20 protein-coding genes are annotated in these 26127 nt (G+C 65.0%); 7 read left to right on the top strand and 13 right to left on the bottom strand.

All coding sequences use genetic code 11. The annotated features are described in order from the left end of the window. Together M2427_RS28605 and M2427_RS28600 are read left to right on the top strand one after the other, a co-directional pair. On the top strand, positions 1-783 hold the full coding sequence (locus tag M2427_RS28605; RefSeq protein WP_280710221.1) for an ABC transporter ATP-binding protein: 783 nt from the start codon (positions 1-3) through the stop codon (positions 781-783). 16 nt (positions 784-799) lie between these two features. Beyond that, the gene (locus M2427_RS28600) at positions 800-1681 is read left to right on the top strand and encodes an MlaD family protein (protein WP_280710220.1); all 882 of its coding nucleotides are present in this window, start codon (positions 800-802) and stop codon (positions 1679-1681) included. Positions 1682-1880: 199 nt separating this feature from the next. Here M2427_RS28600 and M2427_RS28595 read toward each other — a convergent pair whose 3' ends face one another. Next, the gene (locus M2427_RS28595) at positions 1881-2387 is read right to left on the bottom strand and encodes a hypothetical protein (RefSeq protein WP_280710219.1); all 507 of its coding nucleotides are present in this window, start codon (positions 2385-2387) and stop codon (positions 1881-1883) included. A gap of 92 nt (positions 2388-2479) precedes the next feature. Then, positions 2480-8197 (bottom strand): apolipoprotein A1/A4/E family protein, encoded by a 5718-nt coding sequence (locus M2427_RS28590; RefSeq protein ID WP_280710218.1) that lies wholly within the window; start codon positions 8195-8197, stop codon positions 2480-2482. Between the two features lie 392 nt (positions 8198-8589). Here M2427_RS28590 and M2427_RS28585 point away from each other — a divergent pair, with 392 nt between their 5' ends. Both M2427_RS28585 and M2427_RS28580 read left to right on the top strand, forming a co-directional pair. Then, positions 8590-8964: an Hpt domain-containing protein gene (locus tag M2427_RS28585; protein ID WP_280710217.1), complete on the top strand. Its 375-nt coding sequence runs from the start codon at positions 8590-8592 to the stop codon at positions 8962-8964. Between the two features lie 164 nt (positions 8965-9128). Beyond that, positions 9129-9449, top strand: coding sequence for a 2Fe-2S iron-sulfur cluster-binding protein (locus tag M2427_RS28580; RefSeq protein ID WP_011088626.1), 321 nt, complete (start codon positions 9129-9131; stop codon positions 9447-9449). A 10-nt stretch (positions 9450-9459) separates the two neighbouring features. Here the strand turns inward: M2427_RS28580 and M2427_RS28575 are convergent, their stop codons facing one another. Beyond that, on the bottom strand, positions 9460-9927 hold the full coding sequence (locus M2427_RS28575) for a thioesterase family protein (RefSeq protein WP_280710216.1): 468 nt from the start codon (positions 9925-9927) through the stop codon (positions 9460-9462). A gap of 182 nt (positions 9928-10109) precedes the next feature. Between M2427_RS28575 and M2427_RS28570 the strand changes: the two genes are divergently transcribed. The 3 genes from M2427_RS28570 (at position 10110) to M2427_RS28560 (ending at position 12472) form a co-directional block, all read left to right on the top strand. Then, positions 10110-11138 carry an NAD(P)/FAD-dependent oxidoreductase gene (locus M2427_RS28570; RefSeq protein WP_280710215.1) on the top strand — a complete coding sequence of 343 codons (1029 nt, stop codon included), beginning with the start codon at positions 10110-10112 and terminating at the stop codon, positions 11136-11138. 107 nt (positions 11139-11245) lie between these two features. After that, positions 11246-11866 (top strand): DUF2147 domain-containing protein, encoded by a 621-nt coding sequence (locus M2427_RS28565; RefSeq protein WP_280710214.1) that lies wholly within the window; start codon positions 11246-11248, stop codon positions 11864-11866. A 249-nt stretch (positions 11867-12115) separates the two neighbouring features. Then, positions 12116-12472, top strand: a complete 357-nt coding sequence (locus M2427_RS28560) for a hypothetical protein (RefSeq protein ID WP_212238231.1) — start codon at positions 12116-12118, stop codon at positions 12470-12472. A gap of 53 nt (positions 12473-12525) precedes the next feature. Here the strand turns inward: M2427_RS28560 and M2427_RS28555 are convergent, their stop codons facing one another. The 10 genes from M2427_RS28555 to M2427_RS28510 all read right to left on the bottom strand — a co-directional run bounded on the left by M2427_RS28555 (position 12526) and on the right by M2427_RS28510 (position 26095). Next, positions 12526-12795: a hypothetical protein gene (locus M2427_RS28555; RefSeq protein ID WP_280710213.1), complete on the bottom strand. Its 270-nt coding sequence runs from the start codon at positions 12793-12795 to the stop codon at positions 12526-12528. A 168-nt stretch (positions 12796-12963) separates the two neighbouring features. Then, positions 12964-14505: a galactarate dehydratase gene (gene garD, locus M2427_RS28550; RefSeq protein WP_280710212.1), complete on the bottom strand. Its 1542-nt coding sequence runs from the start codon at positions 14503-14505 to the stop codon at positions 12964-12966. A 117-nt stretch (positions 14506-14622) separates the two neighbouring features. Beyond that, positions 14623-16071, bottom strand: a complete 1449-nt coding sequence (locus tag M2427_RS28545; RefSeq protein ID WP_280710211.1) for an aldehyde dehydrogenase family protein — start codon at positions 16069-16071, stop codon at positions 14623-14625. A gap of 21 nt (positions 16072-16092) precedes the next feature. After that, positions 16093-17451 (bottom strand): glucarate dehydratase, encoded by a 1359-nt coding sequence (gene gudD / locus M2427_RS28540; RefSeq protein WP_280710210.1) that lies wholly within the window; start codon positions 17449-17451, stop codon positions 16093-16095. A gap of 26 nt (positions 17452-17477) precedes the next feature. Next, positions 17478-18422 (bottom strand): 5-dehydro-4-deoxyglucarate dehydratase, encoded by a 945-nt coding sequence (gene kdgD, locus M2427_RS28535; protein ID WP_280710209.1) that lies wholly within the window; start codon positions 18420-18422, stop codon positions 17478-17480. Between the two features lie 126 nt (positions 18423-18548). Beyond that, complete coding sequence (locus tag M2427_RS28530; RefSeq protein WP_280710208.1) at positions 18549-19454, bottom strand: LysR substrate-binding domain-containing protein; 906 nt, start codon at positions 19452-19454, stop codon at positions 18549-18551. Between the two features lie 127 nt (positions 19455-19581). Further along, complete coding sequence (locus M2427_RS28525; RefSeq protein ID WP_280710207.1) at positions 19582-20931, bottom strand: MFS transporter; 1350 nt, start codon at positions 20929-20931, stop codon at positions 19582-19584. Positions 20932-21213: 282 nt separating this feature from the next. Beyond that, on the bottom strand, positions 21214-22407 hold the full coding sequence (locus tag M2427_RS28520) for a DUF1501 domain-containing protein (RefSeq protein WP_280710206.1): 1194 nt from the start codon (positions 22405-22407) through the stop codon (positions 21214-21216). Between the two features lie 15 nt (positions 22408-22422). Continuing rightward, positions 22423-23970 carry a DUF1800 domain-containing protein gene (locus M2427_RS28515; protein WP_280710205.1) on the bottom strand — a complete coding sequence of 516 codons (1548 nt, stop codon included), beginning with the start codon at positions 23968-23970 and terminating at the stop codon, positions 22423-22425. Positions 23971-24142: 172 nt separating this feature from the next. After that, entirely contained in the window at positions 24143-26095 is a 1953-nt protein-coding gene (locus M2427_RS28510; RefSeq protein WP_280710204.1) for a hypothetical protein, read from the bottom strand. Positions 26096-26127 lie beyond the last annotated feature (32 nt).

Here is a 26127-nt window from a genome sequence, read left to right as displayed (position 1 = left end):
ATGGCGCAAGACACTCCAAACGCGATTCAAAACCCCATCATCCGCGTCCGCGACATCACCGTGCAGTTCGGCGCGACGCGCGTGCTCGACGGCCTCAACCTCGACGTCAAGCGCGGCGAGATTCTGGGCTTTGTCGGTCCTTCGGGCGCCGGCAAGTCGGTGCTGACGCGCACCATCATCGGCCTTGTGCCAAAGGTTGCGGGCTCGATCGAAGTGTTCGGCGTCGACCTCGATTCCTCCAACACCTCGCAGCGCCGCAATGTCGAACGGCGCTGGGGCGTGCTGTTCCAGCAGGGCGCGCTGTTCTCCTCGCTCACGGTGCGGCAGAATATCCAGTTTCCGATGCGCGAATATCTTCGCGTGTCGCAGCGGCTGATGGACGAGATCACCATGGCCAAGCTCGCCATGGTCGGCCTTAAGCCGGAGGTGGCCGAGCGTTTCCCCTCGGAACTGTCGGGCGGCATGATCAAGCGCGTCGCGCTGGCCCGCGCATTGTCGCTCGATCCTGACCTGGTCTTCCTGGACGAGCCGACCTCCGGCCTCGATCCGATCGGCGCCGGCGACTTCGACGATCTGGTCAGGACGCTGCAGCGGACTTTGGGGCTGACCGTTTTCATGGTAACCCACGATCTCGACAGCCTTTACACAGCTTGCGACCGCATCGCCGTTTTAGGGAACGGTAAGATCATTGCGGCAGGGTCGATCGCCGACATGCAGGCCTCGCAGCATCCCTGGCTGAGGCAATATTTCCATGGCAAGCGCGCCCGCGCGGTGGTGAGTTGAGTAGCCGGAGCACCTGATGGAAACGCGGGCCAATTACGTATTGATCGGATCCTTCACGCTGGCGGTGATCGCGGCTGCGATCGGCTTCGTGCTGTGGTTCCAGTCGCTGCACACCACCAAGCAGCGCAGCCCCTTCCGCGTCGTGTTCGAGGGCCCGGCGGCGGGCCTGCGCAACGGCGGCAGCGTCAACTTCAACGGTATCCGGGTCGGCGAGGTGGTCTCGGTGAAGCTCGACAATCCGCGGCGGGTTGTCGCACTCGCCATGATCGAGAACAACACGCCGCTGCGCAAGGACACCCTGGTCGGTCTCGAATTCCAGGGCCTGACCGGCGTTGCCGCAATCTCGCTCAAGGGCGGCGAGGAGGCAGCTCCTCCGCCGCCGCTCGACGAGGACGGCATCCCGACGCTGACGGCCGATCCGAACAAGCTCCAGGACGTCACCGAGGCGATCCGCGGCACGCTGCAGAACATCAACAAGATCGTCGCCGACAATCAGGAGTCGGTGAAGAACTCGCTGAAGAACCTGGAGACCTTCACGACTTCGCTGGCGCGCAACTCCGAGAAGATCGACGGCGTGATGGCCAAGGTCGATGGCGTGATGCTCAAGGCCGACAACCTCATGCTCGGCCTCAACACGCTCGCCGGCGGCAAGGACGGTGGCGAGCTGTTTCTGACGGTGAAATCGATCCGCGAGCTCGCCGAGGATTTCGACAAGCGCTCCGGCGCGCTGATCACCGACGGACGCCGCACGCTCGGCGACATCAGCCGCGCCGTGAACAATTTCGACCGCAACCCGACCCGCGTGCTGTTCGGCGCCAGCAACAGCGCGCCAGCGGCTGCGCCGCCGCCGGCCGAGCCGCCGAAGCCGGCGCCCGCGAACGAGCGCAAGCGGCAGTAGGGACGATCTCTCTCCTCGTCATTGCGAGCGAAGCGAAGCAATCCAGACCGTCTCCGCAGAGGTAGTCTGGATTGCTTCGTCGCAAGTGCTCCTCGCAAAGACGGAGTTTGTGGAGACGCCGCAATTCCCCAATGAGCAACGAAATACTGGCGCAATCAAAACCCAAAACAAAACGGGCCCGTGGCGTCGAACGTTGCTCTCAGGCGCGCTCCTGTTTCGGTACCCACCGGAACTCGATGTCATCGGCTTCAATGACCCATACGAACGCCTTGCACTGAGCGCGGTAAGCCCACTCGATCTCGTGAATCAAGTGACCACGATCCGAGATACGAAACTCGTCGTAGCGCCAATCGCCGTGCGACGGCGCATCCGGCGATAGCTCCTGGAGCGAGTAGGCGTACACGGTCGGATACGTGATCTCGATGTGCCCGTCGTGGTAGGCGCCAAGCAGGCGCAGCGCGATTGAGCAGGATCGCTGACGAGGCTGAGCGCCGGGCCTTTCCGATATTTGTAGCGACTCCAGCCAGGCATCGTGTGGGCAGCGGTGGTCCCTCGTATGGTAGAACCAGTCGGAGGTTGCGAGCTCGTAGGCGTGAGGCGGGAACACCGCTCGGTTTTCGGCGAGATAGGATTCGTATCGCTCGAACGCATGTTCTGCTGCCGGATGTTCGTCGTCGCGCCCGTCACCCGAGAGAATGAATACCATCGGCAGTTCCTGTTTGCCCGCCATGCTACAACGAAAAACGGAGGCCGTGAGGCCTCCGTTCGCGTTTGATTGTTCACGCAAGCTTAGCCGCTTTACCCCAACCGCCCCGCGGCATGTGCGAGCAGCGTGTAGACCAGACCCGTCTCCGAGGTCAGGTGGCTGCGCAGCTCCTGCGGGCCGCGGCCGTCGCGGGCGACTTCGTCGAGCAGGCGTTCGAACTCGCTGACGTAGCGGTCGACCGTGCCCTTGAAGTTGCGGTCGGCCCGATATTTGCGGGCGACCTCGTCAAAAGCCTTCTGGCCGGCGGGCGTGTACAGGCGCTTGGTGAAGGCCTTGTTCTCGCCGCGCTGGTAGCGGTCCCACATCTCGGAGGCGAGGTTGCGGTCCATCAGCCGGCCGATGTCGAGCGACAGCGATTCCAGCGGATTACCGCTGCTCTGCGGGGCCTGGGGCTGCGGAGCGGGTGCGGCCTGGCGGCCGCGCGGGGCCTCACGTCCGCTCGGAGCCGCCTGGTTGGCGTCCGTGCGGCTCAGGAGATCCGACAGCCAGCCGTCGCGGCCCTGGTCGTTGCCGCCGGGGGCAACCGGCGGTGCCTCCGTGCGACGCGAGGAGGCGGGCATGCCGAGGTCCGGCGGCGGCAGCGTCGAGGCGCTGCCGGTGTCGCGCATGCGGGTCTCGGTCGCCCGGGCGCCCACGCTTGCCATCACCGGCTCTTCCTGGCGCTGGACGGCGACGGAGGCGCGGCCCGTGGTGGTGACGTCGAGGCCACGGCCGTGCTGCGCCACGATGCGGTTGAGCTCGGCGAGGGCCTCGATCTGGTCGACGATCACCTTGCGCATCTGCGCCGTGCTCTCGGCGGCCTCCTGCGGCATCTCGAGCACGCCGCGACGCAGCTCGTTGCGGGTGGCTTCGAGCTCGTTGTGCATCTCGAACGCCATCTGCTTCATGCTGGACACGAGGTTGCCGAACTTCTCGGCCGACTGCTTGAACATCGCATCCGCCTCGTCCGTGGTCTGGCGGTAGATGTCGTGCATGGCCTCGATGGTCTGGCGGTGCTCCTCTTCGGACGCCGACCGCACCGCCTCGAACTGGCGGGTGATCGCGGCCGAGCCTGCGCCGGCGGTCTCGGCGACCACGCGGGCGATATCGCGGGCACGCTCCTCGGCCGCAGCGAGCGACTCATCGAGCAGCCCGGTGAAGCGCGACAGGCGCTGGTCGAGATCGGCGGTGCGCAGGTCGATGGTGGTGACGAGCGATTCCAGCGCCGCCTTGCGTTCGGCAAGCGAGGCGGTGGTGTTCCTGTTGCTCTGCTCGACGACCTGTGCGGCATCGACGAGTGCCTTGCCGTGCGCGTCGAACTGGGTCGACAGCTCGCCGAGATCCTGGAGTGCGCGCGTGGTCTTGCTGTTGAAGACGTTGAGCTGGTCTTCCAGGTTCTGCGTCGCAGCGCCGTTGCGCAAGGTGACGTCGTTCATCGCCGAGACGAAGTCGGCGACACGCGTCACCAGCGCCCGCTCGAGCGAGTTGAGGTTGTCGTGCGCACCGGTCAGCACCTCCTGGAGGAGGATGTTGCCTTCGCGCAGGCGCTCGAACAGGGCGACCGTGTCGGTACGCAGGATCTTGCTGGTCTCCTGCATCTCGGTGACGGCCGCGATCGAGACTTGGCGCGACTGGTCGATCGCCGCGCGCGAGGCGGCTTCGAGGTCCTTGAGCGACTTGCCGACCGCGCCGGTCGCGATCTCGCTCGCCGCGTTGATGGTGCGGGCGACTTCGTTGCCGTTGCCCATCATGGTCTGGGAGAAGGCCTGGCCGCGCGTCTCGATCGACTTCAGCGCGTCCGAGGTGACGCGGTCGATGTCGAGCGTGAGCTGGCTGGTCTTCGAGCCGATCGCGTCCACGAGCGAGCCGCGCTTGGCGTCGATCATGTTCGAGAGGCGGTCGGCCTGCTGCTGCACATAGGTGACGATCTCGTCGGTCTTGCCGGTCATGGCCTGGCCGAAGCTCGAGCTGGCGGCGAGCACCGAACGCTCGACGTCGGCCGAGCTCGACTTGACCCGCGAGCTCGCCTCGTTGGAGGCGGAGATCAGCGCGTTCTGGGCGTTGAGCGCGCTGGTCTGGATGTCGTTGGTCGCGTTCGACGTGGCCGTGCTCAGCGCGCGCTCGATCTCGGTCGAGATCGTGCGGATCTGGCTGGCGGCATCCGCCGAGGTCGAGGTCAGCGAGGTCTGGGCCTCACGGGCGCTGTTGAGGATGGTCGAAGCGGTGTCGGCGCCGACCGCGGTCAGCGTGCGCTCGATGTCCGTCGTCAGCGACTTGATCTGGCTCGCCGCATCGGTCGAAGCGGTGATGAGCGTGCCCTGGGCCTCGCGCACGCCGCTGGTGAGCGCCTCGATGGTGGCGCCGCCGGCGGTCGCCAGCGCGCGCTGCATCTCGGCCGCGAGCGAACGGACCTGGCCGGTTTGCTCTGCGGAGACAGCAAGAAGCGTGCTCTGGGCGTCGCGGGCGCTGGCCGTGATCGTCTCGGCGGTGGTCTGGCCGACCTGCGAGAGCGAGCGGTGCACTTCGGCCGCGAGCGACTTGACCTGGCTCGCCGCCTCCGAGGACGCGGTGACCAGCGTGCTCTGGGCTTCGCGCGCGCCGGCCAAAATGCTCTCCGCCGTCGAGGTGCCAGCCATCGAGAGCGAGCGCTGCACATCCGCTGTTAGAGCCTTGACCTGGTTTGCCGCATCCGCAGATCCGGCGACGAGCGTGCTCTGGGCCTCGCGCGCGCCCGTCATGATGGTCTCGGCCGTCGCGGTGCCCGCCATCGAGAGTGAGCGCTGCACGTCGGAAGACAGCGCCTTGATCTGATTGGCCGTCTCGGTCGAGGCGGCGATCAGCGTGCCCTGGGCATCGCGCGCGCCGGCGGTGATCGATTCCGCCGTCGAGGTGCCGGCCATCGACAGCGAGCGCTGCACGTCGGCGGTGAGCGTCTTGACGTGGTTGGCCGCGTCCGAAGAGGCAGTGACGAGCGTGGTCTGCACCTCGCGGGCGCCGGCCAGGATCGAGGCGGCGGTGGCCGAGCCAGCCGCGGACAGCGTGCGCTCGACATCGGCCGCGAGGCCCTTGATCTGGTTGGAGGCATCGCCCGAGGCCGCGACCAGGCTTGACTGCGCTTCGCGGGCGCTGGTCAGGATCGAGTTCGCAGCACCGGTGCCGACCGCGGTCAGCGAGCGCTCGACCTCGGCGGAGGTCATCTTGAGCTGGGCGTTGACGTCCGAGGAGACCGTCATCAGCGACTGCTGCGCCGTGCGCGCACCGGTCTGGATCGTCTCGCTGGTGTTGACCACGAGGTTGGTGAGCGAACGCTCGGCGTCCTCGACATGCGAGCGGATCGCGGTCGAGATCATCTCGGCGCGGGACATCATGTCCTCGCTGGCCTGGCGGCCGCTGCTCTCGATGCGGCCGGCAACGGCCTCGACACGCGAGCCGAGCAGGTCCTCGAACTGCGCGACGCGGACGTCGATGTCGTTGGCAACCGAACCGACCTTGGTCTCGATGGCCTCGCGGATGTCCTGGAAGCGCGCGGTGACCGTATCGGTCAGGTGCATGCTGCGGCCGTCGATGAGGTCGCTGACGCCGGTGATACGACGATCGATGGCCTCGATCGCCTGCGCCGTGCCGTCCGTGAGCGTCGAGGTCAAGAGGGTGAGGCGGGTGTCGATCGACTGCACGGCCTGCGAGGCGCCGTTGGTCACGGCGGTGCTGAGATAGGTCAGGCGGCTGTCGATGGATTCGAGCGCCTGCGTCGCGCCTCCGGTGAGCGTGCCGGTGAGGTGGGTCAGGCGCGTTTCGATCGACTGGATCGCTTGCGTCGCACCTTCGGTCAGCGTCGTGGAGAGCGTGTTGAGACGTCCGTCGATGGTCTCGGTGACGGACTTCGCACGGGTGTCGAACGACTGCTCGAGCGCACCGACGCGGCCGCCGAGCTGCTCGTCGAAGGTCTTGATGTGGCCTTCGATCGTGCCGTCGAGGTTGGCGATCTTGCTGTTCAGCGAGGCGTCGAAGTTGGAAACGCGCTCGCCGATCGTGGTCTCGAACTGCACCAGCCGCTGGTCGAGAACGGCCGTGATCGCGCCGCCGTTGGAGGTGAAGCGGGTGTCGAAATTGTCGACATAGGTCTTGAGCGACTCATGGATGTCCTGGGTGCGCTGGCCCATGCGCTCGACGATCTCGCCGCCGAAGGTCTTCACGGTGCGGTCGAACTCGGAGATGTGGCGCGTGATCAGGGCACCCAGCGTGCCGGAATCGCGGGCGAACTTCTCGACCAGCTCGGAGCCCTGGTTCTTCACCAGCTCGTCGAACGCGCTCATCTGCAGCGACAGCGAATCGTGCGCGGTCTCGGTCTGGCTGACGACCTTGGCGACGAGGGTGTTGACCGTGGCGTCGAGCGCCTCGCTCGCCTTGTCGCCGGACGTCATGATCTGGCCGGCGAGGCGATTGCCGGCGTCGTCGATCTTGGCGGAGAGGTCGTTGGAGCGCAGCTCGAGCTCGAGCAGCAGCGAGTCCGACGAATTCTTGAGGCTGTCGTGCACCTGCTCGGTGCGCTCGGAGATGCCGTCGACGATCGCGGCGGAACGCTGCTCGAACTCGCCGGTGATGCGGTCGATGCGCTCGTTCAGCATCTCATGGACGCGGTCGGCGAGGTCGACGAATTCGTCGTGGACGTGGCCGGTCTTGAAGTTGAGGCTGGTGGTCAGCCGTTCGCTGGCGTCGAGCACGGCGCGCGTGGTCTCCGCGCTCGCTTCCTCGAGGCGGTCGAGCAGGTCGCCGCCGCGCTCGCCGAGCGCCAGGATCATGTTGTCGCCGGCATGGCTCAGCGCGCCGGTGATGTGGGCGCCGCGCTCTTCGAGCGCGCCGGTGATGGACTTGGCGACTTCATCGACGCGCGAGGCAATCGCGTCCGAGATCAGCGCGATGTCATGGCGGAGGTCGATCTGCACGCCGGAGATGGCGCTGCGGACCTGCTCGGCCTGGCCGACCAGGTTGTCGCGCTGATGCGCGATGTCCTGGAGCAGGGCGCGGATGCGCACTTCGTTGTCGGAATAGGCACGCTCGAGCGCCGCGACCTCGTTGGCGACCAGCGTTTCGAGCTCACCGGCGCGCGCAATCGCGCGCTCGATGCCGTCGCCCATCGCAGCGACCTCGCGGCGGATGGCCTGGCCGACGGTGACCATGGAATCCGAGGCCGAGCCTTCCGGCTCCGAGAAGCGGATCGCGACCTGCGCCATCGCCTGCGCGACCTGGCTCATCTGCTGGCCGCGCCACACGAGGCTGGCGAGGAAATAGAACAGCATGATCGGCGCGAAGAACATCGTGACCAGGCCGGCGATCGCCAGCACGCCGCCGCTCTCGCCCATGGCGGCCCGGATCGAGGGCAGGAAGCCGACCGTCAGCGCGGCGCAGGCGACGAGCCAGATCACCGTGAAGATGGTCGCGCCGGTATAGATGTTGCGGGAAGGGCGGCTGGTCTGCAGCGACTGCAGCAGCTGGCCGATGGTCTCGCGGTCGTCATTGGCGGCACGGCGCGATGAGCGCGGTTCCTCGATCGTGTCGAACACGGTGGCGCGCTCGTTGGCGGCAGGCCGCGGCTCGAAGGCCGGTTCGTCGAACACGGGAGGCGCCGGCGGGGCGACCGAAGGCGCCGCTTCGTTGCGCATCGATGCGTTGCGGCTGGTATCGGCAGCCGTGTCGCTGATGTTGAGGGCTTCCTGGATCGCAGAAAGCGCAACTTCTGTGGGGTCTTTGACCTTTTTGGGAGTATTGGCCATGTTCAGTCCGAGCCCTCGTTACTTTTACGCGTCCCCCCGCGAGCCCTGCGCGCTGCGCAAGCTCACAGACCGGATCATGCCGCTTGCGCGGATCACCGAGCCATCCCCACCCGGACGGCTTGTCCGCCAATTTCCGCAACATCCTATTGGCAGAGCGTCGCGAATGAAATGCCCGCGATTAAGACAATCTTAATCATCGTTAACAGGATCGCGGCGTAACGCCTTAACCTTCAATGGAATTCTCCACCGAAGCCGGCCGATTGCGGCAACTTTTCGTCAATAAACCGGCGGATTTGCGTCAAACGGCCCAAACACTTCGTTAACCATTTCCATGCTTCGGTGGGGCGAACCGCCGGACCGGCGGACCATCGCGCGATGCCGGGGCCTGCGTCATGACGCCTGAACTGCAACGGATGGACTGGATGCCCTCGCCCCCGCTTGCGCCCATCGACAGCCCGCTCGACCTCGACCACCTCTCGCGCATGACACTCGGCGATGCCGAGCTGGAGCAGGAAGTCCTTGCGATGTTCGCCGAGCAGGCCGTGCGGCTGCTCGCGGCGATGACGGCGCTGCCGGCCGAGACCGGCGCGCTTGCCCACAAGCTCAAGGGCTCGGCCCGCGGGATCGGCGCCTTCGCTGTTGCCGATGCGGCAGCCTGCCTCGAGACGGCCGTCCGGACCGGCAACAACCCGCCCCGAGCCTTTGCGGCCCTGAAGCAGGCCGTCGCCGAGGTGCGCGCGGCGATTGCGACGATCCTCAAGCACTAAGCCAGCGCCCCGGAGTCGGGGCCTTGAGCTCTTGATTTGACGCGTTTTCTGCCCGCGAGCCGCTATCCAGTTCGCTTGAAAACGCTATGGCGCGGCCCGGAGCGACCCGTTATAGGACAACCCGGACCCTCCTTTTTCCCCAGATCGCGGCAGCACGAGAACACATGGCCAAAATTCACTTTGTCGACCACAAGGGCGAAACCCGCACGGTGGAAATCGAGAACGGCGCGACCGTGATGGAAGCCGCCATCCGCAACAGCATTCCCGGCATCGAGGCCGAGTGTGGCGGCGCCTGCGCTTGCGCGACCTGCCATGTCTATGTCGACGAAGCCTGGCGTGAGAAGGTCGGCAGCCCGACTCCCATGGAAGAGGACATGCTCGACTTCGGTTTCGACGTGCGCCCGAACTCGCGCCTGTCCTGCCAGATCAAGGTCTCCGACGAGCTCGACGGGCTCGTGGTGTCGACGCCGGAACGCCAGGCCTGATCTTTCGGCCTTACTTGCTCGGCGGCGCGACCTCGATGCCGCGCTTGTGCCAGGGTTTGAATTTCTCGATCACCTCCGCAGTCAGCGGCGCGGGCCGACGCGTCGCTTCGTCGAGCAGAACGCCGACCGACGTTGCCGAGGCGATGCACGTGCCGTTTGAACACACCACCTGCTCGAAGGTCACGGACGTGCGTCCGAGCTTCACGACGCCAAGGCCGAGCTCGATCGTATTCGGCCAGTGCAGCTCGGCGCGGAAATGCATGTCGAGCCGCACCATGATCCAGGCGAAACCCGGCGGCGTCAGCCCGTACTGGGGAAGCTTCATCAGCGTGACGCGGCCGGTCTCGAAATAGGTGGCGTAGACTGCGTTGTTCACGTGCTGGTTCGGGTCGAGATCGCCGAAGCGCACAATGTCGCTGAGGCGAAAGGGAAAGTCCTCCAGGCGCGGTGTCGTGTCGAGGCGGCTTGGTGCGTTCACCGATTGATCTCCGTCAAATCCATCCTCGTTACAGCCCAGTTATTTTGACCCGGCAAGTGGTTGTGCCTGCGGGGCGCTCCTGCTTTTATGCCTTCCCTGATCCATCCCCGTTGGCTAGACAGGCAGGGTCACCTCTGCCCGCAGGGCGCCGTCCAACCGATAACGACCGATAAAGAGACGACATGAGCGACGTGATCAAAACCGATGTGCTGATTATTGGCGCCGGCCCTTGCGGTCTGTTCGCCGCCTTCGAGCTTGGCCTTCTCGACATGAAGACGCATTTCGTCGACATCCTCGACAAGGTCGGCGGCCAATGCGCCGAGCTCTATCCGGAAAAGCCGATCTACGACATTCCCGGCATTCCGCAGGTGTCGGGGCAGGGCCTCACCGACGCGCTGATGGAGCAGATCAAGCCGTTTCACCCGACCTTCCATCTCGGCGAGATGGTGGAGACGGTGGAGAAGATCGGCGATCCCGCATTCCGCTGCACAACCGACGTCGGCAAGGTGTTCGAATGCAAGGTGCTGGTGATCGCAGCCGGCGGCGGCTCGTTCCAGCCGAAGCGTCCGCCGGTGCCGGGCATCGAGGCCTATGAAGGCACCTCGGTGCACTACGCCGTGCGCAAGATGGAAACATTCCGCGACAAGAACGTGCTGATCGTCGGCGGCGGCGATTCCGCGCTCGACTGGACGCTCAACCTGCATCCGCTGGCCAGGCGCATCACGCTGCTGCACCGTCGCGACGATTTCCGTGCTGCGCCCCACAGCGTCGAGCAGATGCGCGCGCTGGTCGCCGACGGCAAGATGGATCTGCGGCTCGGCCAGGTCACGGCGCTGTCCGGCGCCGAAGGCAAGCTGACCGGCGCCACCGTCAAGGGCAACGACAACAATGTCAGCGAGATTGCCTGCGACACCATGCTGCCGTTCTTCGGCCTGACCATGAAGCTCGGTCCGGTCGCGAACTGGGGCATCGCACTGGAGAACAATCTGGTGCCGGTCGAGACGTCGGCGTTCGAGACCAACGTTCCCGGCATCTTCGCCATCGGCGACATCAACACCTATCCCGGCAAGATCAAGCTCATCCTGTGCGGCTTCCACGAGGGCGCACTGATGTCGCAAAAAGCCCACCGCTACGTGTATCCGGAGAAGCGGCTCGTGTTCCAGTACACGACGTCGTCGTCCAGCTTGCAAAAGAAACTTGGTGTCAACTGACCGCGAAGGAGCGGCGCGGCGATGCCCCATGTTTCTGATGCTGGAACCGTTCGCGAAATCGCCGTAGTCTGCGGCCATTGCAGTGGCGGCTCAGCAAGGTGATCATAATGCGGAATCTCTTTTCCAGCTTTCGGCTGCTCTCGCTCCTGACGCTCGCGGTCGTGCTGTCGGTTGGCGCGGCGAAGCCGGCGGCGGCGCAGGCGCCTGCTGCCGCACAACAGCCGACCGCTGCGGGCCTCTGGCAGAAGGTCGAAGACGGCAGGTCGGTGGGTTGGTTCCTCTTCATCGACCACAACGGTATCTTCGAAGGCGTCATCGCCAAGACCTTTCCGCGCCCCGGTGACGATCCGAACGAGACCTGCGCGAAATGCACGGACGATCGCAAGAACCAGCCGGTGCTCGGACTGTCCTTCATCCGCGACATGAAGCGCGACGGGTTGAAGTATGAGGGCGGCAACGTGGTCAATCCGCGCGACGGCAACATCTGGAAGGCCAAGATGACCGTGAGCCCGGACGGTCAGGTGCTGACCATGCGGGGCTTCCTCGGCATTTCCCTGTTCGGCAAGGACGAGACCTGGCAGCGCCTGCCTGACACCAGCTTGGCTGAGGTCGATCCCGCGATCATTGCCAAATATCTCCCCGCACAGGCCGCCGCGACCGCGCCGAAGGCAGCGCCCGCGGCCAAGAAGGCCGGCGCGACAATGATGGCGCCGGCAGCCAAGAAATAGCCTCGCTGCGCGAGCCGTCGCGGCTGCTTCCACACACGTCGTTGTCATTCCCCCGCAAAGGCGCATTCGTCGAAAGACGAATGCCCGCCGTGGCTGCGCCAGTAATTCCCCGGAATGCGCACTGGCGCCGGATTTGCATAGCTATCGGCAAAGCCGCTGGGGAGCGATTTGCCGATTCCACGCCTGTTGAGGGCGTGAACGGCCTTGTCTGTCCCTCACGGCGCTGATGTCGATCCGAAAGACAACGCCATGAAACTTGCAAGACCGTGTGCAGCGACGTTGCTGGGGCTGATGACGCTGCTGGCGACATCGGCACTGGCGCGCGATGATGGGCGCTATGCCAACTCACCGCTCAAGCCCTGGTTCGAGAGTCTGCGCAGCGAGTATGGGCAGTGCTGCTCGGACGCCGACGGTTATGTCGTCGCCGATGTCGATTGGGAGTCCGACAAGGGACACTACCGCGTGCATCTCGACGAGGAATGGGTCGTCGTGCCTGACGGCGCCGTGATCACCGAGCCGAACAAGATCGGCCGCACCATGGTGTGGAAGCACTATATCGACGGCCACCCGCGCGTGCGCTGCTTCATGCCGGGCAGCATGACGTGAGAATGCTTGCAGCGCCCGCACGGGATGCGAGCGCTGCGAATCGCGGATGACGCCTAGCGTGCTTCGTTGTCCGAGCTCGCGCTGGCGAGCCGCTTCGCGCGCGGTGACAGCACCGACATCTGCGCAGGAGAGGCGGGCATGCCGGCGACGATCATCGAGGGCGCGGCCGATCGTTCCTCGATGCCGGCGCCGCCGAGCACTTGGACTTGTGCTGTCGAGATCGGAAACGATTTCACTTCGTAAGAGGGCAGCTCGCCGGCAAATGCGCTGGCTGTGGTCGCAATCATCGCGCCGGTCACGGCAACCATCGTGAAAATACGCATTTCAAAATCTCCGTTGAAGATATCAATCGGAGGTTTGGTCGCGGCAGTGCCGCAACAGGTTCGCTTGTGTGCGAACATTCGTCTTCCGACGGTGCCGATATTTGGCTGCGTGGCGCGACCGCGATGAAGCCAGGCTGAAGCTTTTCGCGCCTTTGTTTCAGGACAGTTTCACGTCACCGGCGCCGGATTGAACAGCGTGAGGTCATTGTGGATGCCCCAGCGATCCGACCACGGCTTGATGCGGCCGGAAGCGACGTCGAGGATCAGGCGGAACAGGTCCCAGCCGGTTTCCTCGATGGTCTTGGTGCCGGTGGCGATACCGCCCGCATCGAAATCGATCAGATCCTTCCAGCGGCGCGCGAGCTCGGTGCGGGTCGCGACCTTGATGACGGGCGCAGCCGCAAGGCCGTAGGGCGTGCCGCGGCCGGTGGTGAACACCTGCAAGGTCATGCCGGAGGCAAGCTGGAGCGTGCCGCAGATGAAATCGCTCGCCGGCGTGGCCGCAAACAGCATGCCCTTCTGCGTCGCCTTCTGGCCTGGCGAGAGCACGCCGGTGATGGCCGATGAGCCGGATTTGACGATCGAGCCGAGCGACTTCTCGACGATGTTGGCGAGGCCGCCCTTCTTGTTACCGGGCGTGGTGTTGGCGCTGCGATCGGCGCCGCCGCGGGCCAGATAAGAATCGTACCAGGCCATTTCGCGCACCAGCGCGCGGCCGACGTCCTCGTTGATGGCGCGGCGGGTGAGGAGCTGAATGGCGTCGCGCACTTCGGTGACTTCCGAGAACATCACGGTGGCGCCGGCGCGCACCAAGAGGTCCGCAGCGAAGCCGAGGGCGGGGTTGGCGGTGACGCCGGAGAACGCATCGCTGCCGCCGCATTGCAGGCCGATCACAAGGTCGGCCGCGGGGCAGGTCTCGCGGGTGCGCTTGTTGAGGATCTTCAGGCGGGCTTCGGCCTGGGTCATGATCGCGTCGACAATGGCGCCAAAGCCGTCGAAGGCTTCATCCTGCATGCGCACGATCGCGTCGCTGACGCCCTCGGGCACCAGCCGCTCGGGCGCGAGCTTTTCGCATCCCAGGCTAATGACCAGGATCTCGCCGCCGAAATTCGGGTTGAGCGCGAGGTTCTGCAGCGTGCGGATCGGGACGATCGCATCCGGCGCGTTGATGGCGACGCCGCAGCCATAGGCGTGGGTCAGCGGCACGACGTCATCGACATTAGGATATTTCGGCAGCAGCTCGGCGCGGATGCGCTTCACCGCATATTCCATCGTGCCCTTGACGCATTGCACGGAGGAGGAGATGCCCAAAATATTCTTCGTGCCGACCGAGCCGTCGGGATTGCGATAGCCTTCGAAGGTGAAACCTTCGAGCGGCGGCAGCGGTGCGGGCACCGCGGTCGAGATTTCCAGTCTGTCGAGGGCAGGGGCCTCCGGCATGCGGATGCGCGCTTCGTCGACCCACTCGCCGGCGAGGATCGGCGCAAGCGCGTAGCCGATCACCTCGCCGTAGCGGATGATCGGCTGATCTTGCGCGATGTCGACCAGCGCCGTCTTGTGCCCCTGCGGCACGAAGGCGCGCAGCGACAGTCCGCAGGCAAAGCGAGAGCCGGCAGGAAGCCCGAAATCATTGACCACGATCGCGACATTGTCGCGCTCGTTGAGCTTGATGTAGCGGGGCTGCTCTTTCGCTGCGACGTCCTGGTCCATCGAGGACTCCGGAATTTGTAGGGTGGGTTAGCGCAGCGTAACCCACCTCTTCTGCTTCCGCGGACAGAGACATTGGTGGGTTACGCTGCGCTAACCCACCCTACGATCGAGGGCATATCAACCCGGATAGGTATAAGCCGTCTTCACCGTTGTGTAGAACTCGCGTGCATAGGAGCCCTGCTCGCGGGCGCCGTAGCTCGAGCCCTTCCGGCCGCCGAACGGCACGTGATAGTCGACGCCGGCGGTCGGCAGATTGACCATGACCATGCCGGACTCGCTGTTGCGCTTGTAGTGCGAGGCGTATTTCAGGCTTGATGTGCAGATGCCGGAAGCGAGGCCGAACTCGGTGTCGTTCGAGATCGCCAGCGCCTCCTCGTAGTTCTTGGCGCGGATGACCGCGGCGACCGGGCCAAAAATCTCCTCGCGCGCGATGCGCATGTTGTTGTTGGCTTCGGTGAACAGCGCCGGCTGGAGGTAGTGGCCGGGGTTCTCGCGCTTGAGCAACTCGCCGCCGAAGGCGAGCTTGGCGCCTTCGTCCTGGCCGATCTTGATGTAGCGCAGATCCTGGTCGAGCTGGCTCTGGTCGACCACGGGGCCGATATGGACACCGGCCTTGAGCGCGTCGTCCACCGACAGACTGTTGAGACGTTCGGCCACGGCCGCGACGAAGCGGTCGTGGATGCCTTCGGTGACGATCAGGCGGGAAGACGCCGTGCAGCGCTGGCCGGTCGAGAAATAGGCGCCGTTGACGGCGACCTCGACCGCGGTCTTGAGATCGGCGTCGTCGAGCACGACCAGCGGGTTCTTGCCACCCATCTCGAGCTGGAATTTCTTCATGGGGTTCGAGAGCACGCAGGCCTGCGCGATCTTGCGGCCGGTTTGCACCGAGCCGGTGAAGGAGATCGCCGCGACATCGGGGTGATCGAGGAGGGTCTGGCCGACCACCGAGCCGGAGCCGACCACGAGGTTGAACACGCCTGCCGGAATGCCGGAGCGGGTGATGATTTCGGCGAGCGCGTGGCCCGAGCCGGGCACCAGTTCGGCAGGCTTGAACACCACGGTGTTGCCGTAGCAGAGCGCAGGCGCGATCTTCCAGGCGGGTATCGCGATCGGGAAATTCCACGGCGTGATCATGCCGACGACGCCAACCGGCTCACGCGTGATCTCGACGTCGAGGCCCGGACGCACCGAGGCGCCCTTCTCGCCGATCAGGCGCAGCGCTTCGCCGGCGAAGAACGCAAAGATCTGGCCGGCGCGGGCGACCTCGCCAATGCCCTCGGGGAGCGTCTTGCCTTCCTCGCGGGCGAGCAGGCGGCCGAGCTCTTCCTTGCGGGCGAGGATTTCGAGGGAGATCTTGTTGAGGGCGTCAAAACGCACCTGCGGCGTCGACTGCGCCCAGGAGGGGAAGGCGGCCTTCGCGGCGGCGATCGCCTTCTCGGTCTGCGCCTTGTCGGCCTTGGCGTATTCGCCGACGAGATCGTTGGTGTTGGAGGGGTTGATGTTCTTGGTGACGCCGGAGCCGTCGACCCATTCACCGCCGATGAAGTTCTTAAGGATCGCAGTCATCTCTTTTTCCTCCAGAGTGTTTTAGCGCACGAGGCAGGGACGCTTGTCGTCAAAGGTCCAGCCCGGGATCAAATCCTGCATGGCCATAGCGTCATCGCGGGCACCCAGTCCATGCTTCTTGTAGAGCTCATGCGCGGCCTCAATGGCCGCACGGTCGATCTCGATACCGAGGCCCGGACGATCCGGGACCGCGATCTTGCCGCCACGGATCAGCAGCGGCTCCTTGGTCAGCGCCTGGCCATCCTGCCAGATCCAGTGCGTATCGATCGCGGTGACCTTGCCGGGAGCGGCCGCGCCGACATGGGTAAACATCGCGAGCGAGATGTCAAAGTGGTTGTTGGAATGAGAGCCCCAGGTCAGGCCGTTGTCACGGCAGGTCTGGGCCACGCGAACCGATCCCTGCATGGTCCAGAAGTGGGGGTCGGCGAGCGGAATGTCCACCGCGCCGAGGCGCAGCGCGTGGCTCAACTGGCGCCAGTCGGTCGCAATCATGTTGGTCGCGGTCGGCAGGCTAGTTGCGCGGCGGAACTCGGCCATGATCTCGCGGCCGGAGAAGCCAGCCTCGGCGCCGCAGGGGTCCTCGGCATAGGCGAGGATACCGTGCATGTTCTTGCAGAGGCTGATGGCCTCATCGAGCGACCAGGCGCCGTTCGGATCCAGTGTGACGCGCGCATTGGGAAAGCGCCTGGCAATAGCCGTAACCGCCTCGATCTCCTGCTCGCCGCGGAGCACGCCGCCCTTCAGCTTGAAATCGGCGAAGCCATAATGGTCTTGCGTGGCTTCCGCCAGCCGCACCACCGTCTCCGGCGTCATTGCTTCCTGGTGGCGGAGGTTGAACCAGTCGGGCTTGCCGGTCTCACCCTTGACGTAGTCCAGCTTACTCTTGCTGATATCGCCGACAAAGAAGAGATAGCCGAGCGTCTCGACGCTCTTGCGTTGCTGGCCTTCCCCGAGCAGGGCTGCGACCGGCAGATCGAGGTGCTGGCCGAGCAGGTCGAGCAGGGCGGATTCGATGGCCGTGACCGCGTGGATCATCACGCGCAGGTCAAAGGTCTGCTTGCCGCGGCCGCCGGCGTCGCGGTCGGCGAAGGTGGTTCTGATATCGGCGAGGATGTTGTTCATCGCGCCGACGGTTTTGCCGATCACGAGATCGCGGGCGTCCTGGAGCGTCTGCCAGATCTTTTGCCCGCCCGGCACCTCGCCGACGCCGGTGTGACCGGCATTGTCGGTGAGGATGACGATGTTGCGGGTGAAGAACGGCGCATGTGCGCCGCTCAGATTGAGGAGCATGCTGTCGCGGCCCGCAACGGGGATCACCTGCATCGCACTGACGACCGGTGCGCCAGCGACTGGCGCGCTGGAGATATCCGTCCGGGCCATCGCACACTCCTCCCTGTTGTCTTTTGTTATTCTGCAGCCTGTTGCGACGATCGTGCGGCGGGCAGCATCTTCACCAGCGCGGTCAGTTCCGCAATCTCCTGCTCGGCGAGATCGGTCAGCGGCGGGCGGACCGGGCCGGAATCGCGGCCGATCACCTTCATGCCGGCCTTGATGATCGAGACTGCATAGCCTTTCTTGCGATTGCGGATCGCGATCAGCGGCAGGATGAAATCCTTCAGGCCGGCGTGGATCGTGGCATGGTCGCGCTTGCGCACGGCGGCGTAGAAATTGGTGGCGAACTCAGGCACGAAGTTGAATACGGCCGAGGAGTAGGTCGTCACACCCATGTCGAGATAGGGCAGCGCGAAGGTCTCGGCGGTCGGCAGGCCGCCGACATAGGTCAGGCGGTCGCCGAGCTTGGTGTAGACGCGGGTCATCAGCTCGATGTCGCCGATGCCGTCCTTGTAGCCGACCAGGTTCGGGCAGCGCTCGGCGAGGCGGGCAAGCGTGTCGGGCTGAAGGATGGCGTTGTCCCTGTTATAGACGATGACGCCGATCTTCACGGAGGCACAGACGGCCTCGACGTGGGCGGCAAGGCCGTCCTGCTCGGAATGGGTGAGATAGGGCGGCAGCAGCAACAGGCCGTCAGCACCGGCCTTCTCGGCGCCGATGGCGATCTCGCGGGCGATGGCGGTGCCATAGCCGGTGCCGGCAAGCACGGGCACGCGGCCATTGGTCTCCTCGACGGCGACCTTGACCACTTCAGGGACTTCGGTCGGGGTCAGCGAGAAGAACTCGCCGGTGCCACCGGCGGCGAACAGGCCCGCGACATCGTAGCCGCACAGCCAATCCATGTTGGCGCGGTAGGTCGCTTCGTCGAAGGAATAGTCCGCCTTGAACGGCGTGACGGGGAAGGACAGGAGGCCCGAACCGATCTTCTGGGCCATTTCCTGCGGGGTCATCTTGCTCACGGGCGCTGCTCCCTGTTTCTGATGTTGTGGAGGACGCAAGAAGCCGCGCGTCCATGCGCCGTTGTTTAAGAGACGGTTCGATGCGCGTCCAAGCCAAAGCCTATATCGACCGATGCGGATTGAGCATCAATCTTCCATCACCTCCGCCGAGGACAATTCGCCGGCGATTCTGACCAGCGCGGACAGCAGCGGATTCTCGTCGTCGCGGCGCCACACCATGAAGAGCTCGACCGGAACGCGGTTGCGCAGCTTCAGGGGCCGCAGGCGGACATCGGAGATCTTCAAGCCGGCGGCAGCCGCCGGCACGATGGCAAGCCCAAGGCCGGCGCGGACCATCGCGAGGATCGAGTGGATCTGACTCAAGTGCTGGACATAGCGCGGCAGAATGTCCGCGCGGGTGAACAGCGCCACCAGCAGGTCGTGAAAGTATCGGCTCTCGTAGGGCGAATACATCACGAAGGGCTGGTCGTCGAAGTCCTTGATGGTGATGTTCTCGGCATTCGCCAGCGGGTGCTTCTTCGGGATCGCGGCGAGCAGGGGCTCGGCGACGACGCGGCGGCTGGTCAGCTCGGGCCGCGCGATCGGCGGCCGCAGCAGGCCGGCATCGATCTGGCCCGAGGTCAGCGCCTCGAACTGGTCGCCGGAGACCATCTCCTTCAGCGAAAAGTCCACCTCCGGCAGCTTGGCGCGGCAGGCCGCGACCAGCTCAGGGAGGAAGCCGTAGGCGGCCGCAGCGGTGAAGCCGATCTTCAGCGAGCCGGTCTTGCCGAGCGCGATGCGGCGGGCGACCTGCGAGGCGCTTTCCGCAAGCTTCAGGATGCGGCGGGCCTCGGGCAGGAAGCTGCGACCGGCCGGGGTCAGCCGCACCGAGCGGCTGGTGCGCTCCAGCAGCGGCGCGTCGATGATGTGCTCCAGCACCTGGATCTGCCGGGACAGCGGCGGCTGGGTCATGTTCAGCCGCGTGGCGGCGCGGCCGAAATGCAACTCCTCCGCCACCGTGACGAAACAGCGGAGCTGGTTGAGGTCGAACATCGATACATGCCTTAGATGGATAAGGCGTTTCTCCGGCACTTCTAGCATCGATCACCTCCAAAACAAAGACGGCGGCTTCTTAGGGCCGCCGTTGAGTTGCCTGTCCCACTCCGATCACCCGGAGCGCTCAGGAGGAACGTTTGAGCACCACCCGCTCGATCTTGCCGACCACCACGAGGTAGGCGAACGCGGCGACCATCGCGTTGATGCCGACGAAAACCAGGGCACCGTTGAAGGAGCCGGTCCAGGCGACGATGTAGCCGATCACGATCGGTGTGGTGATCGAGGAGAGGTTGCCGAAGGCGTTGAACAGGCCGCCGGAGACGCCGCCAGCTTCCTTGGGCGAGGTATCGGAGACAACAGCCCAGCCGAGCGCGCCGATGCCCTTGCCGAAGAAGGCGAGCGCCATGAAGCCGACCACCAGCGCCTGGCCATCGACGTAGTTGCAGCCGATGATCGACATCGACAGCAGCATGCCGCCGACGATCGGGATCTTGCGCGCCATGGTCAGCGAACCGGTCGCGCGCAGGATGGCGTCGGAAATGATGCCGCCAAGCACGCCGCCGATGAAGCCGCACAGCGCTGGCAGCGTCGCAACGAAACCGGCTTGCAGGATCGACAGGCCGCGCTCCTTGACGAGGTACACGGGGAACCAGGTCAGGAAGAAATAGGTCAGCGTGTTGATGCAGTACTGGCCGAGATAGACGCCGAGCATCATGCGGTTGGAGAGCAGCTGGCGGATATGGTCCCGTTGCGGGCCGGAATCGGCCTGATCGGACCTCAGGCTGTCCTTGGGCGCGTCGAGATCGACCAGCGCACCGCCCTCCTTGATATAATCGAACTCGGCCTCGTTGATCGAAGGATGCTCCTTCGGGCTGTAGACCGTCTTGATCCAGACGAGGCCCATGATGATTCCGAGCCCGCCCATCACTGAGAATACGTAGCGCCAGCCGAAATCATGGGCGATCCAGGCCATCAGCGGCGCGAAGATCACGGTCGCGAAATACTGCCCCGAATTGAAGAAGGCCGATGCGGTGCCGCGCTCGTTGCCGGGAAACCAGGCCGCGACGATGCGCGCGTTGGCGGGGAACGACGGCGCTTCCGCGACGCCGACCAGCAAGCGAAGCGCGAACAGCGCGACGATGGCCGCACCGGCGCTGAGGAAGCCGACCCAGCCCTGCATCATCGTGAACAGCGACCAGACGATGATGCTGAAGGCATAGACGAGGCGCGAGCCGTAACGGTCGAGCAGCCAGCCGCCCGGCACCTGCGCGACCACATAGGACCAGCCGAACGCCGAGAAGATCCAGCCCATGGCGACGGGATCGAGATGGAGTTCCTTGGAGAGGGCGGGGCCGGCGATCGAGAGCGTGGCGCGGTCGGCGTAATTGACCGTGGTGACCAGGAACAGCATGGTCACGATGAAGAGCCTGACGCGGGACCTCTTCGCGTCCGTTGCGGACACCACTGCGCTCATCAGGCGCCTCCTTAGAACTTGAATTGTTTCCTCACCTCGACTCCTAGAGGCGCGCGCGGGAAAGTGTCCAAGTTGAAGGGGGTATCGATTGATGCCGTTTTTGAATTGATGGAACGGCAGGTCAGGGAACGCGATCGTAAATATCGCGCCGGGCGAACGGGACGTTTCGCGGCAGAGCGAGCTAAAGCGCGATGAGATTGGGTTGAATCGTCATCGCGCTTTGGCTCTTTGTTTGGGCATGATCTTTTCGGAAAACCGCTTCACACTTTTCCGGATCATGCGCTAGACCAGTGCCAGGTTCGTCGGGTGCACGCCGGTGAAGATGCGCTGGATGCTCTCGTTGCCGAGGCCGAAGACGTGGCCGAACAGATCGGCAAACAGCGCGCGGTAGTCGGTCAGCACGGGATAGTCGCGGTTCTGGAACAGATGCGGCTGCTCGACCTTGACCTGCTCGCCGAGAATGCGGCCGCCGTTGATGCCGCCGCCGAGCACCCAATAGACGCTGCCATGGCCATGATCGGTACCGCGGTCGCCGTTCTCGCGGAAGGTGCGGCCGAATTCGGAGATCACGACCACCACCGTGTCGCGCCACGCCGCCGACCCGACTTCCTCGGAGAAGCCGATCAGCGCACGCCCGAGCTCACCGAGCCGATCGGCGAGATAGCCGTTGGCGGCGCCCTGGTTGACATGGGTGTCCCAGCCGCCGACGTCGACGAAGCCGAGGTTGAATTGCTCGCGCATCAACCGACCGATGCGCCGCGCCGATAATTCGAAGCCGCGCGGCGAGACGGCGCCCCGGTTGGCGGCGTTCATCTCCTCGGAGACGGAACGATAGACGTCGTCGCGTACGCGAAAACCTTCCGACACCGAAGAGGCGAGGTTGGACTGGGCGTACATCTTCTTGATCAGATCGGCCTGACGATCGTCGACGCCAGGTTTGCCGACGTTGTTGATGCCAGTGTTCGGCACCTGCGTTTTGCCGCGGAAGATCAGCGGCAACTGGTCGGTGAACGCGATCGGCTTGACGCGCGTCAGCTCGGTGGCGAGCCGGCTCATGAAGCCGGAACGATAGTCGCGCGAACCGCCTGCGGATTGGCCGAGCTCGATCGTGTCCTGGGTCTCGAAATGGCTCCGTGTCAGGTCGTCGCTGGTGCCGGCGAAGGGAATGAAGGCGATCTCGCGCTTGGCCCAGAGCGGATAGATGCTGTCGCGCAAGGCCGGATGCAGGCCCCAATCGGAATCGAGCGCGAGCGCCGCGTTGGGATTGCCGACATCGGGCTTGGCGATGGCAAGCGTCGGCCGCGAGGCACGGTAGAAATCGCTCGACACCGGTACGACAACATTCGCAGCGTCATAGGCGCCGCGCAGGAACACCACGAGCATGCGGGCATCGGTCGCGGGCGCGGCCCAGACGCGGCCGGCGACCGTGAGCGGAGCGAGTGCGGCGAAGGTCTTGATCAGCTCGCGACGGTTCATGGCGATTTCCGGTGCTTAGTGCATGAATTCCGGTGACGACAGGAACAGCGTGTTCCAGTCCTGCGGCGACACTGCTCTGTCGAGCGATGCCAGCGTCGCCGGGCCGAGGGTCTTGCGAAGGCCGTTGAAGTAGAGTGCGTTCTGCAGCAGCGGGAACGCAGGCTGCTCCACCGGGTTCGGTCCATCTGACTTGAACAGGCCGGATGAGCCCGATCCGATCTGGCGCGCGATCTCGAAGCGAACCATCATCTGACCGGGGCCACTCCATGACGCCGAGGTCAGCGCATAGCCATCAGGCGTCTCGTGGTTGAACAGGCCTTCGCCGAGGCGATTGATCCAGCCCTGGATCGGCGCGGTGTTCAGGATCACCCGGTCGTCATAGGCCAGACGAACCGCCGACAGCACATATTGCACGGGATCCTTGAAGCGCGTGCCGGGTTTCAGCGCGGCTTCGAACTCTGGTGAATGGATCATCGTGGCGAGCATGGCGGCGATGTCGCCGTCGGTGGTTTTGAAGGTCTGCGCCATCCGCGCGATCAGCGCTTCGGGCGGATTATCCGAGACGAAGTAGGTCGCGATCTTGCGCGACACATGAGTTGCGGTCGCCGGATGGTGGACCAGGATGTCGATGGCCTCGTCGACCTCGGCGAGACCGCGCCCCTTGATGGTGTGGCCAAGGAACGTCTTGTCGCTGTAATCGTGACGAGCCGGGTTGAATTCGAAGGCGCCTTCGCGCACGAGCTGGGACTGTAGTTCCGGCTTGAGCTTTGGATCTTCCGGCTTGGTGTCGATACCAACCCCGGTGAGGATCTTCGCGAGCCCCTCGACGTCGGCCTGGGTGTAGCCGGAGCCGACGCCCATGGTGTGCAGCTCCATGATCTCGCGGGCATAGTTCTCGTTCAGATGGCCCGCCGCGTTGTCGGCATTGTCGAGGTAACGCAACATCGCCGGATGGCGAACGGTCGCGGCGAGCAGGTCGCGAAACTTGCCAAGCGAATTGGGACGAATGGCGTGGTCGGTGTAGTCGCCGACCAGCACGCGCAGATTCGATTTGTACTGGTGGACGTTGAAATGGTTGAACCAGAACCAGACCATGCGCTCGCGCAACTGATCGGGCGCGTAGAGCGCGCGCAGGATGGTGCGCGCCGCGGCCTGCTTGGCGCGATCGTTCATCGCCTGCTGAAAGACCTGCTGCGCGGCTTTCTTCTGCTCGGGATCGGCAACCTGATTGGCACTCTTGGATTGCTGCTCGAAGGCGACCGCAATATCAAACGGAAAGCTGTGGACGTCGGGCATCGCCTCGATCTGGGCTTTCGCCGCATCGGGCAGGGCCGGATTGCCGGCCGGATGCAGTTGTTCCTGAAGCCAGCGTTCGGCGCCCATGCTATGCATGTGCGTGGCACTCGCAGTGCTCGCCCCAAAGGTCAATCGATCGAGCAAAGCGAGGTCGTGCGGATTGAGATCGTCGGCGCGGGAGACATTCGAGGTCAGGCCTGTGGCGAGCGCCACGAGCGCTGCAAGGCCGGAGAGTCGCGTTCGACGATATGCGCTGGTGCTGTCCACGATCGGTCCCGACGGGTTCGGATGTCACGAGACGCCCGCATCTCATGACATGGGCGGCATCATGCCGCAGGTCGGCTGAACCTGCCCTGAATGGCATGCACTCAATTGACGGCAGCGCCATCAATTTTGAGCGATCGGTAACCGAACGGTTCCCGTATCGTCCGCAATCCGACTATTGCTGCGTGCCAGGCAAGAGCGGAGCCAGAAGACCGCGCGTGACGCCGGGCGGCACCGCATCCAGCCCCAGCACGGTGCTTGCAGCGGGCAGGGTGGCATCCGCCATCGCGGCATGGCCTTCAGCGCTTGGATGCACGGCGCCACCATAGACGGCCGAGAGCACACCCCAGGTCGCGTCGTGGATGTCGTTCGGCTGGCTCGCCGCGGGCAATCCTTGCGGATAGGTCATCGCCGCGAAGTAGCTGTCATTGGCATCGCGGATCCAGCGCGCACGCGGCAGGTAGGCGCGATATTCGGAGGCGCCGCGGCCGCATAGCATCGGCTGGCTCGCCGCGCTGACGATGTCCGGATTGAAGCTCTGGCCGTTTTCGGCAAAGCAGGCGCGGTCGAATTCGGGATCAGTGCCGGCGTGCGCGCAGAAGCCGTGATCGGCGAACGCGGTCTGGTGGGTATCGACAAAGGTCATGCGGTCGGCCTCGGGATCACGGCACAGCGCGCCCTGCGTGCAGGTCGCCAGTCCCTTCAGTTGCGGCAGGAACTCGGTGTCGACGAAGGTCGAGACGCGGGCGAGCCGCTGCGGATCGGCGTTGAAGGCCGGATGGATGTCGAAACCGCCGCGGCCGCCACGACAGGGTACTCCACCGTCGGCGAGCGCCGGATTGGCGTAGGAGACGTAGACCACGTGCGAGAGATCGCCGCCGACCAGCGGCTTCAGCGCCTCGCGCAGCTTGACGAAATTCTGCGGCAACTCGCGCTGGAGCGCATCACGGGAATCGTCGACGCTCGCCATCACGCCGGAACGGCGGAACAGTGCACGCTCGGTTGCGGTGTCGACAATGACGTCGGCGACGAGGCCGGAGAAATAGACGTCGTTGGCGCCGATCGAGAGCAGCACGAGATCGAGATTGCGATCCGGCTGGCGTTTCTTCGCCGCGGTGAGCGCCTCGCGCAGCTCGGCAACCTGCGCATTCACGCTGGTGTTGCAGACGCCGCTCTTGCCGGGCGGACATTCGCGGGCGCGCTGGGAGCCGAGCAGCCCGTCGCTGATACTGGCGCCGGTGCAGGCGAGGGGCAGATAGGTGACGGCGACGTGGGTATAGCGCACCGCGAGCGCGAGCGCGGTGCGAGCCTGATAGCTGTAGAGCGAGCGGTGGCACGGCGAGTTGAACCAGAGCGCGCCGTAGTGCTGCCAGTTGGCGAGCGTATCCGGCGCCTCGCAGGCGCGGCCGCCCTTGAAGCCGGCGCGGCTCGGCCGGTAATATTGTCCGCCGCCCGTGCCGAGATAGGAGCGGAAGCAAAAACCCTCGTCGGAGAGTGCCAGCGGCCGGTCCGGATTGCCTTCGCCGGAGGCGATGCTGTCGCCAAGGCCGGCGATGAAGATGTCGCGGACCTGGATCTCGGTCTGCAGGCGCTGGCTCGGATCGGAGCCGGAGGAGACATCGACGGTTGCGACCGTCTGCTTGCCGTAGCGGACCCGCAGATTGATCGGTTCGGCGCAGTCGAAGGTGGTGGTTTGCGGTCCGTCGCCATCGTCGAACGACCAGGCGCAGGTGGCGCCGACCGGCACCGTGCCGGTCAGGCGCACGGTGATGGGATGATCGACCGGGGTGAGGTAGTTCTCCTTGACGTTGTCGCGGGTGCAGGGCTGGTTGACCCGACCCTGCAGGTCGATGCAGAGCCGGTTGACCATGTTGCGGGCCCAGCCGCGGCCCTCGCTCTGGAGCTCCAGGGACTGCTCGGCGGCGAGGATGCTGCGGTTACGCGCATTCTCGACGTGCAGCAGGAAGTCCCGCTCCTCGCGGAACAGGCGGAAGCGGTTGCGGACCTCCCAATTGATCTGCATGGCGCCGGAATCCTGTGCGGCGGCGCGCTGAATCGGCAAGGCGGTGAGGGACCCGGCCAGCAGCAGGGCGGCAACGAGCAAAGTGCGTAGGGAAACTGGAATCATGACCCGCGTCTTCAACGGCAAAGTTGAGGCGG

It is taken from the genome of Bradyrhizobium sp. BR13661, assembly GCF_029892425.1.
Taxonomy (GTDB): domain Bacteria; phylum Pseudomonadota; class Alphaproteobacteria; order Rhizobiales; family Xanthobacteraceae; genus Bradyrhizobium.
The sequence above is the reverse complement of the archived record's forward strand: the minus strand, read 5'-3'. Positions and strand labels throughout refer to the sequence as shown.

Coding starts and splice junctions, on each gene's coding strand:
- M2427_RS28520 (WP_280710206.1), bottom strand. CDS start 22,407: ATGAACCGTCGCGAGCTGATCAAGACCTTCGCCGCACTCGCTCCGCTC.
- M2427_RS28530 (WP_280710208.1), bottom strand. CDS start 19,454: ATGTTCGACCTCAACCAGCTCCGCTGTTTCGTCACGGTGGCGGAGGAG.
- M2427_RS28600 (WP_280710220.1), top strand. CDS start 800: ATGGAAACGCGGGCCAATTACGTATTGATCGGATCCTTCACGCTGGCG.
- M2427_RS28545 (WP_280710211.1), bottom strand. CDS start 16,071: ATGACTGCGATCCTTAAGAACTTCATCGGCGGTGAATGGGTCGACGGC.
- M2427_RS28580 (WP_011088626.1), top strand. CDS start 9,129: ATGGCCAAAATTCACTTTGTCGACCACAAGGGCGAAACCCGCACGGTG.
- M2427_RS28570 (WP_280710215.1), top strand. CDS start 10,110: ATGAGCGACGTGATCAAAACCGATGTGCTGATTATTGGCGCCGGCCCT.
- M2427_RS28585 (WP_280710217.1), top strand. CDS start 8,590: ATGACGCCTGAACTGCAACGGATGGACTGGATGCCCTCGCCCCCGCTT.
- M2427_RS28605 (WP_280710221.1), top strand. CDS start 1: ATGGCGCAAGACACTCCAAACGCGATTCAAAACCCCATCATCCGCGTC.
- M2427_RS28590 (WP_280710218.1), bottom strand. CDS start 8,197: ATGGCCAATACTCCCAAAAAGGTCAAAGACCCCACAGAAGTTGCGCTT.
- M2427_RS28595 (WP_280710219.1), bottom strand. CDS start 2,387: ATGGTATTCATTCTCTCGGGTGACGGGCGCGACGACGAACATCCGGCA.
- gudD (WP_280710210.1), bottom strand. CDS start 17,451: ATGGCCCGGACGGATATCTCCAGCGCGCCAGTCGCTGGCGCACCGGTC.
- M2427_RS28560 (WP_212238231.1), top strand. CDS start 12,116: ATGAAACTTGCAAGACCGTGTGCAGCGACGTTGCTGGGGCTGATGACG.
- M2427_RS28555 (WP_280710213.1), bottom strand. CDS start 12,795: ATGCGTATTTTCACGATGGTTGCCGTGACCGGCGCGATGATTGCGACC.
- garD (WP_280710212.1), bottom strand. CDS start 14,505: ATGGACCAGGACGTCGCAGCGAAAGAGCAGCCCCGCTACATCAAGCTC.
- M2427_RS28510 (WP_280710204.1), bottom strand. CDS start 26,095: ATGATTCCAGTTTCCCTACGCACTTTGCTCGTTGCCGCCCTGCTGCTG.
- M2427_RS28525 (WP_280710207.1), bottom strand. CDS start 20,931: ATGAGCGCAGTGGTGTCCGCAACGGACGCGAAGAGGTCCCGCGTCAGG.
- M2427_RS28565 (WP_280710214.1), top strand. CDS start 11,246: ATGCGGAATCTCTTTTCCAGCTTTCGGCTGCTCTCGCTCCTGACGCTC.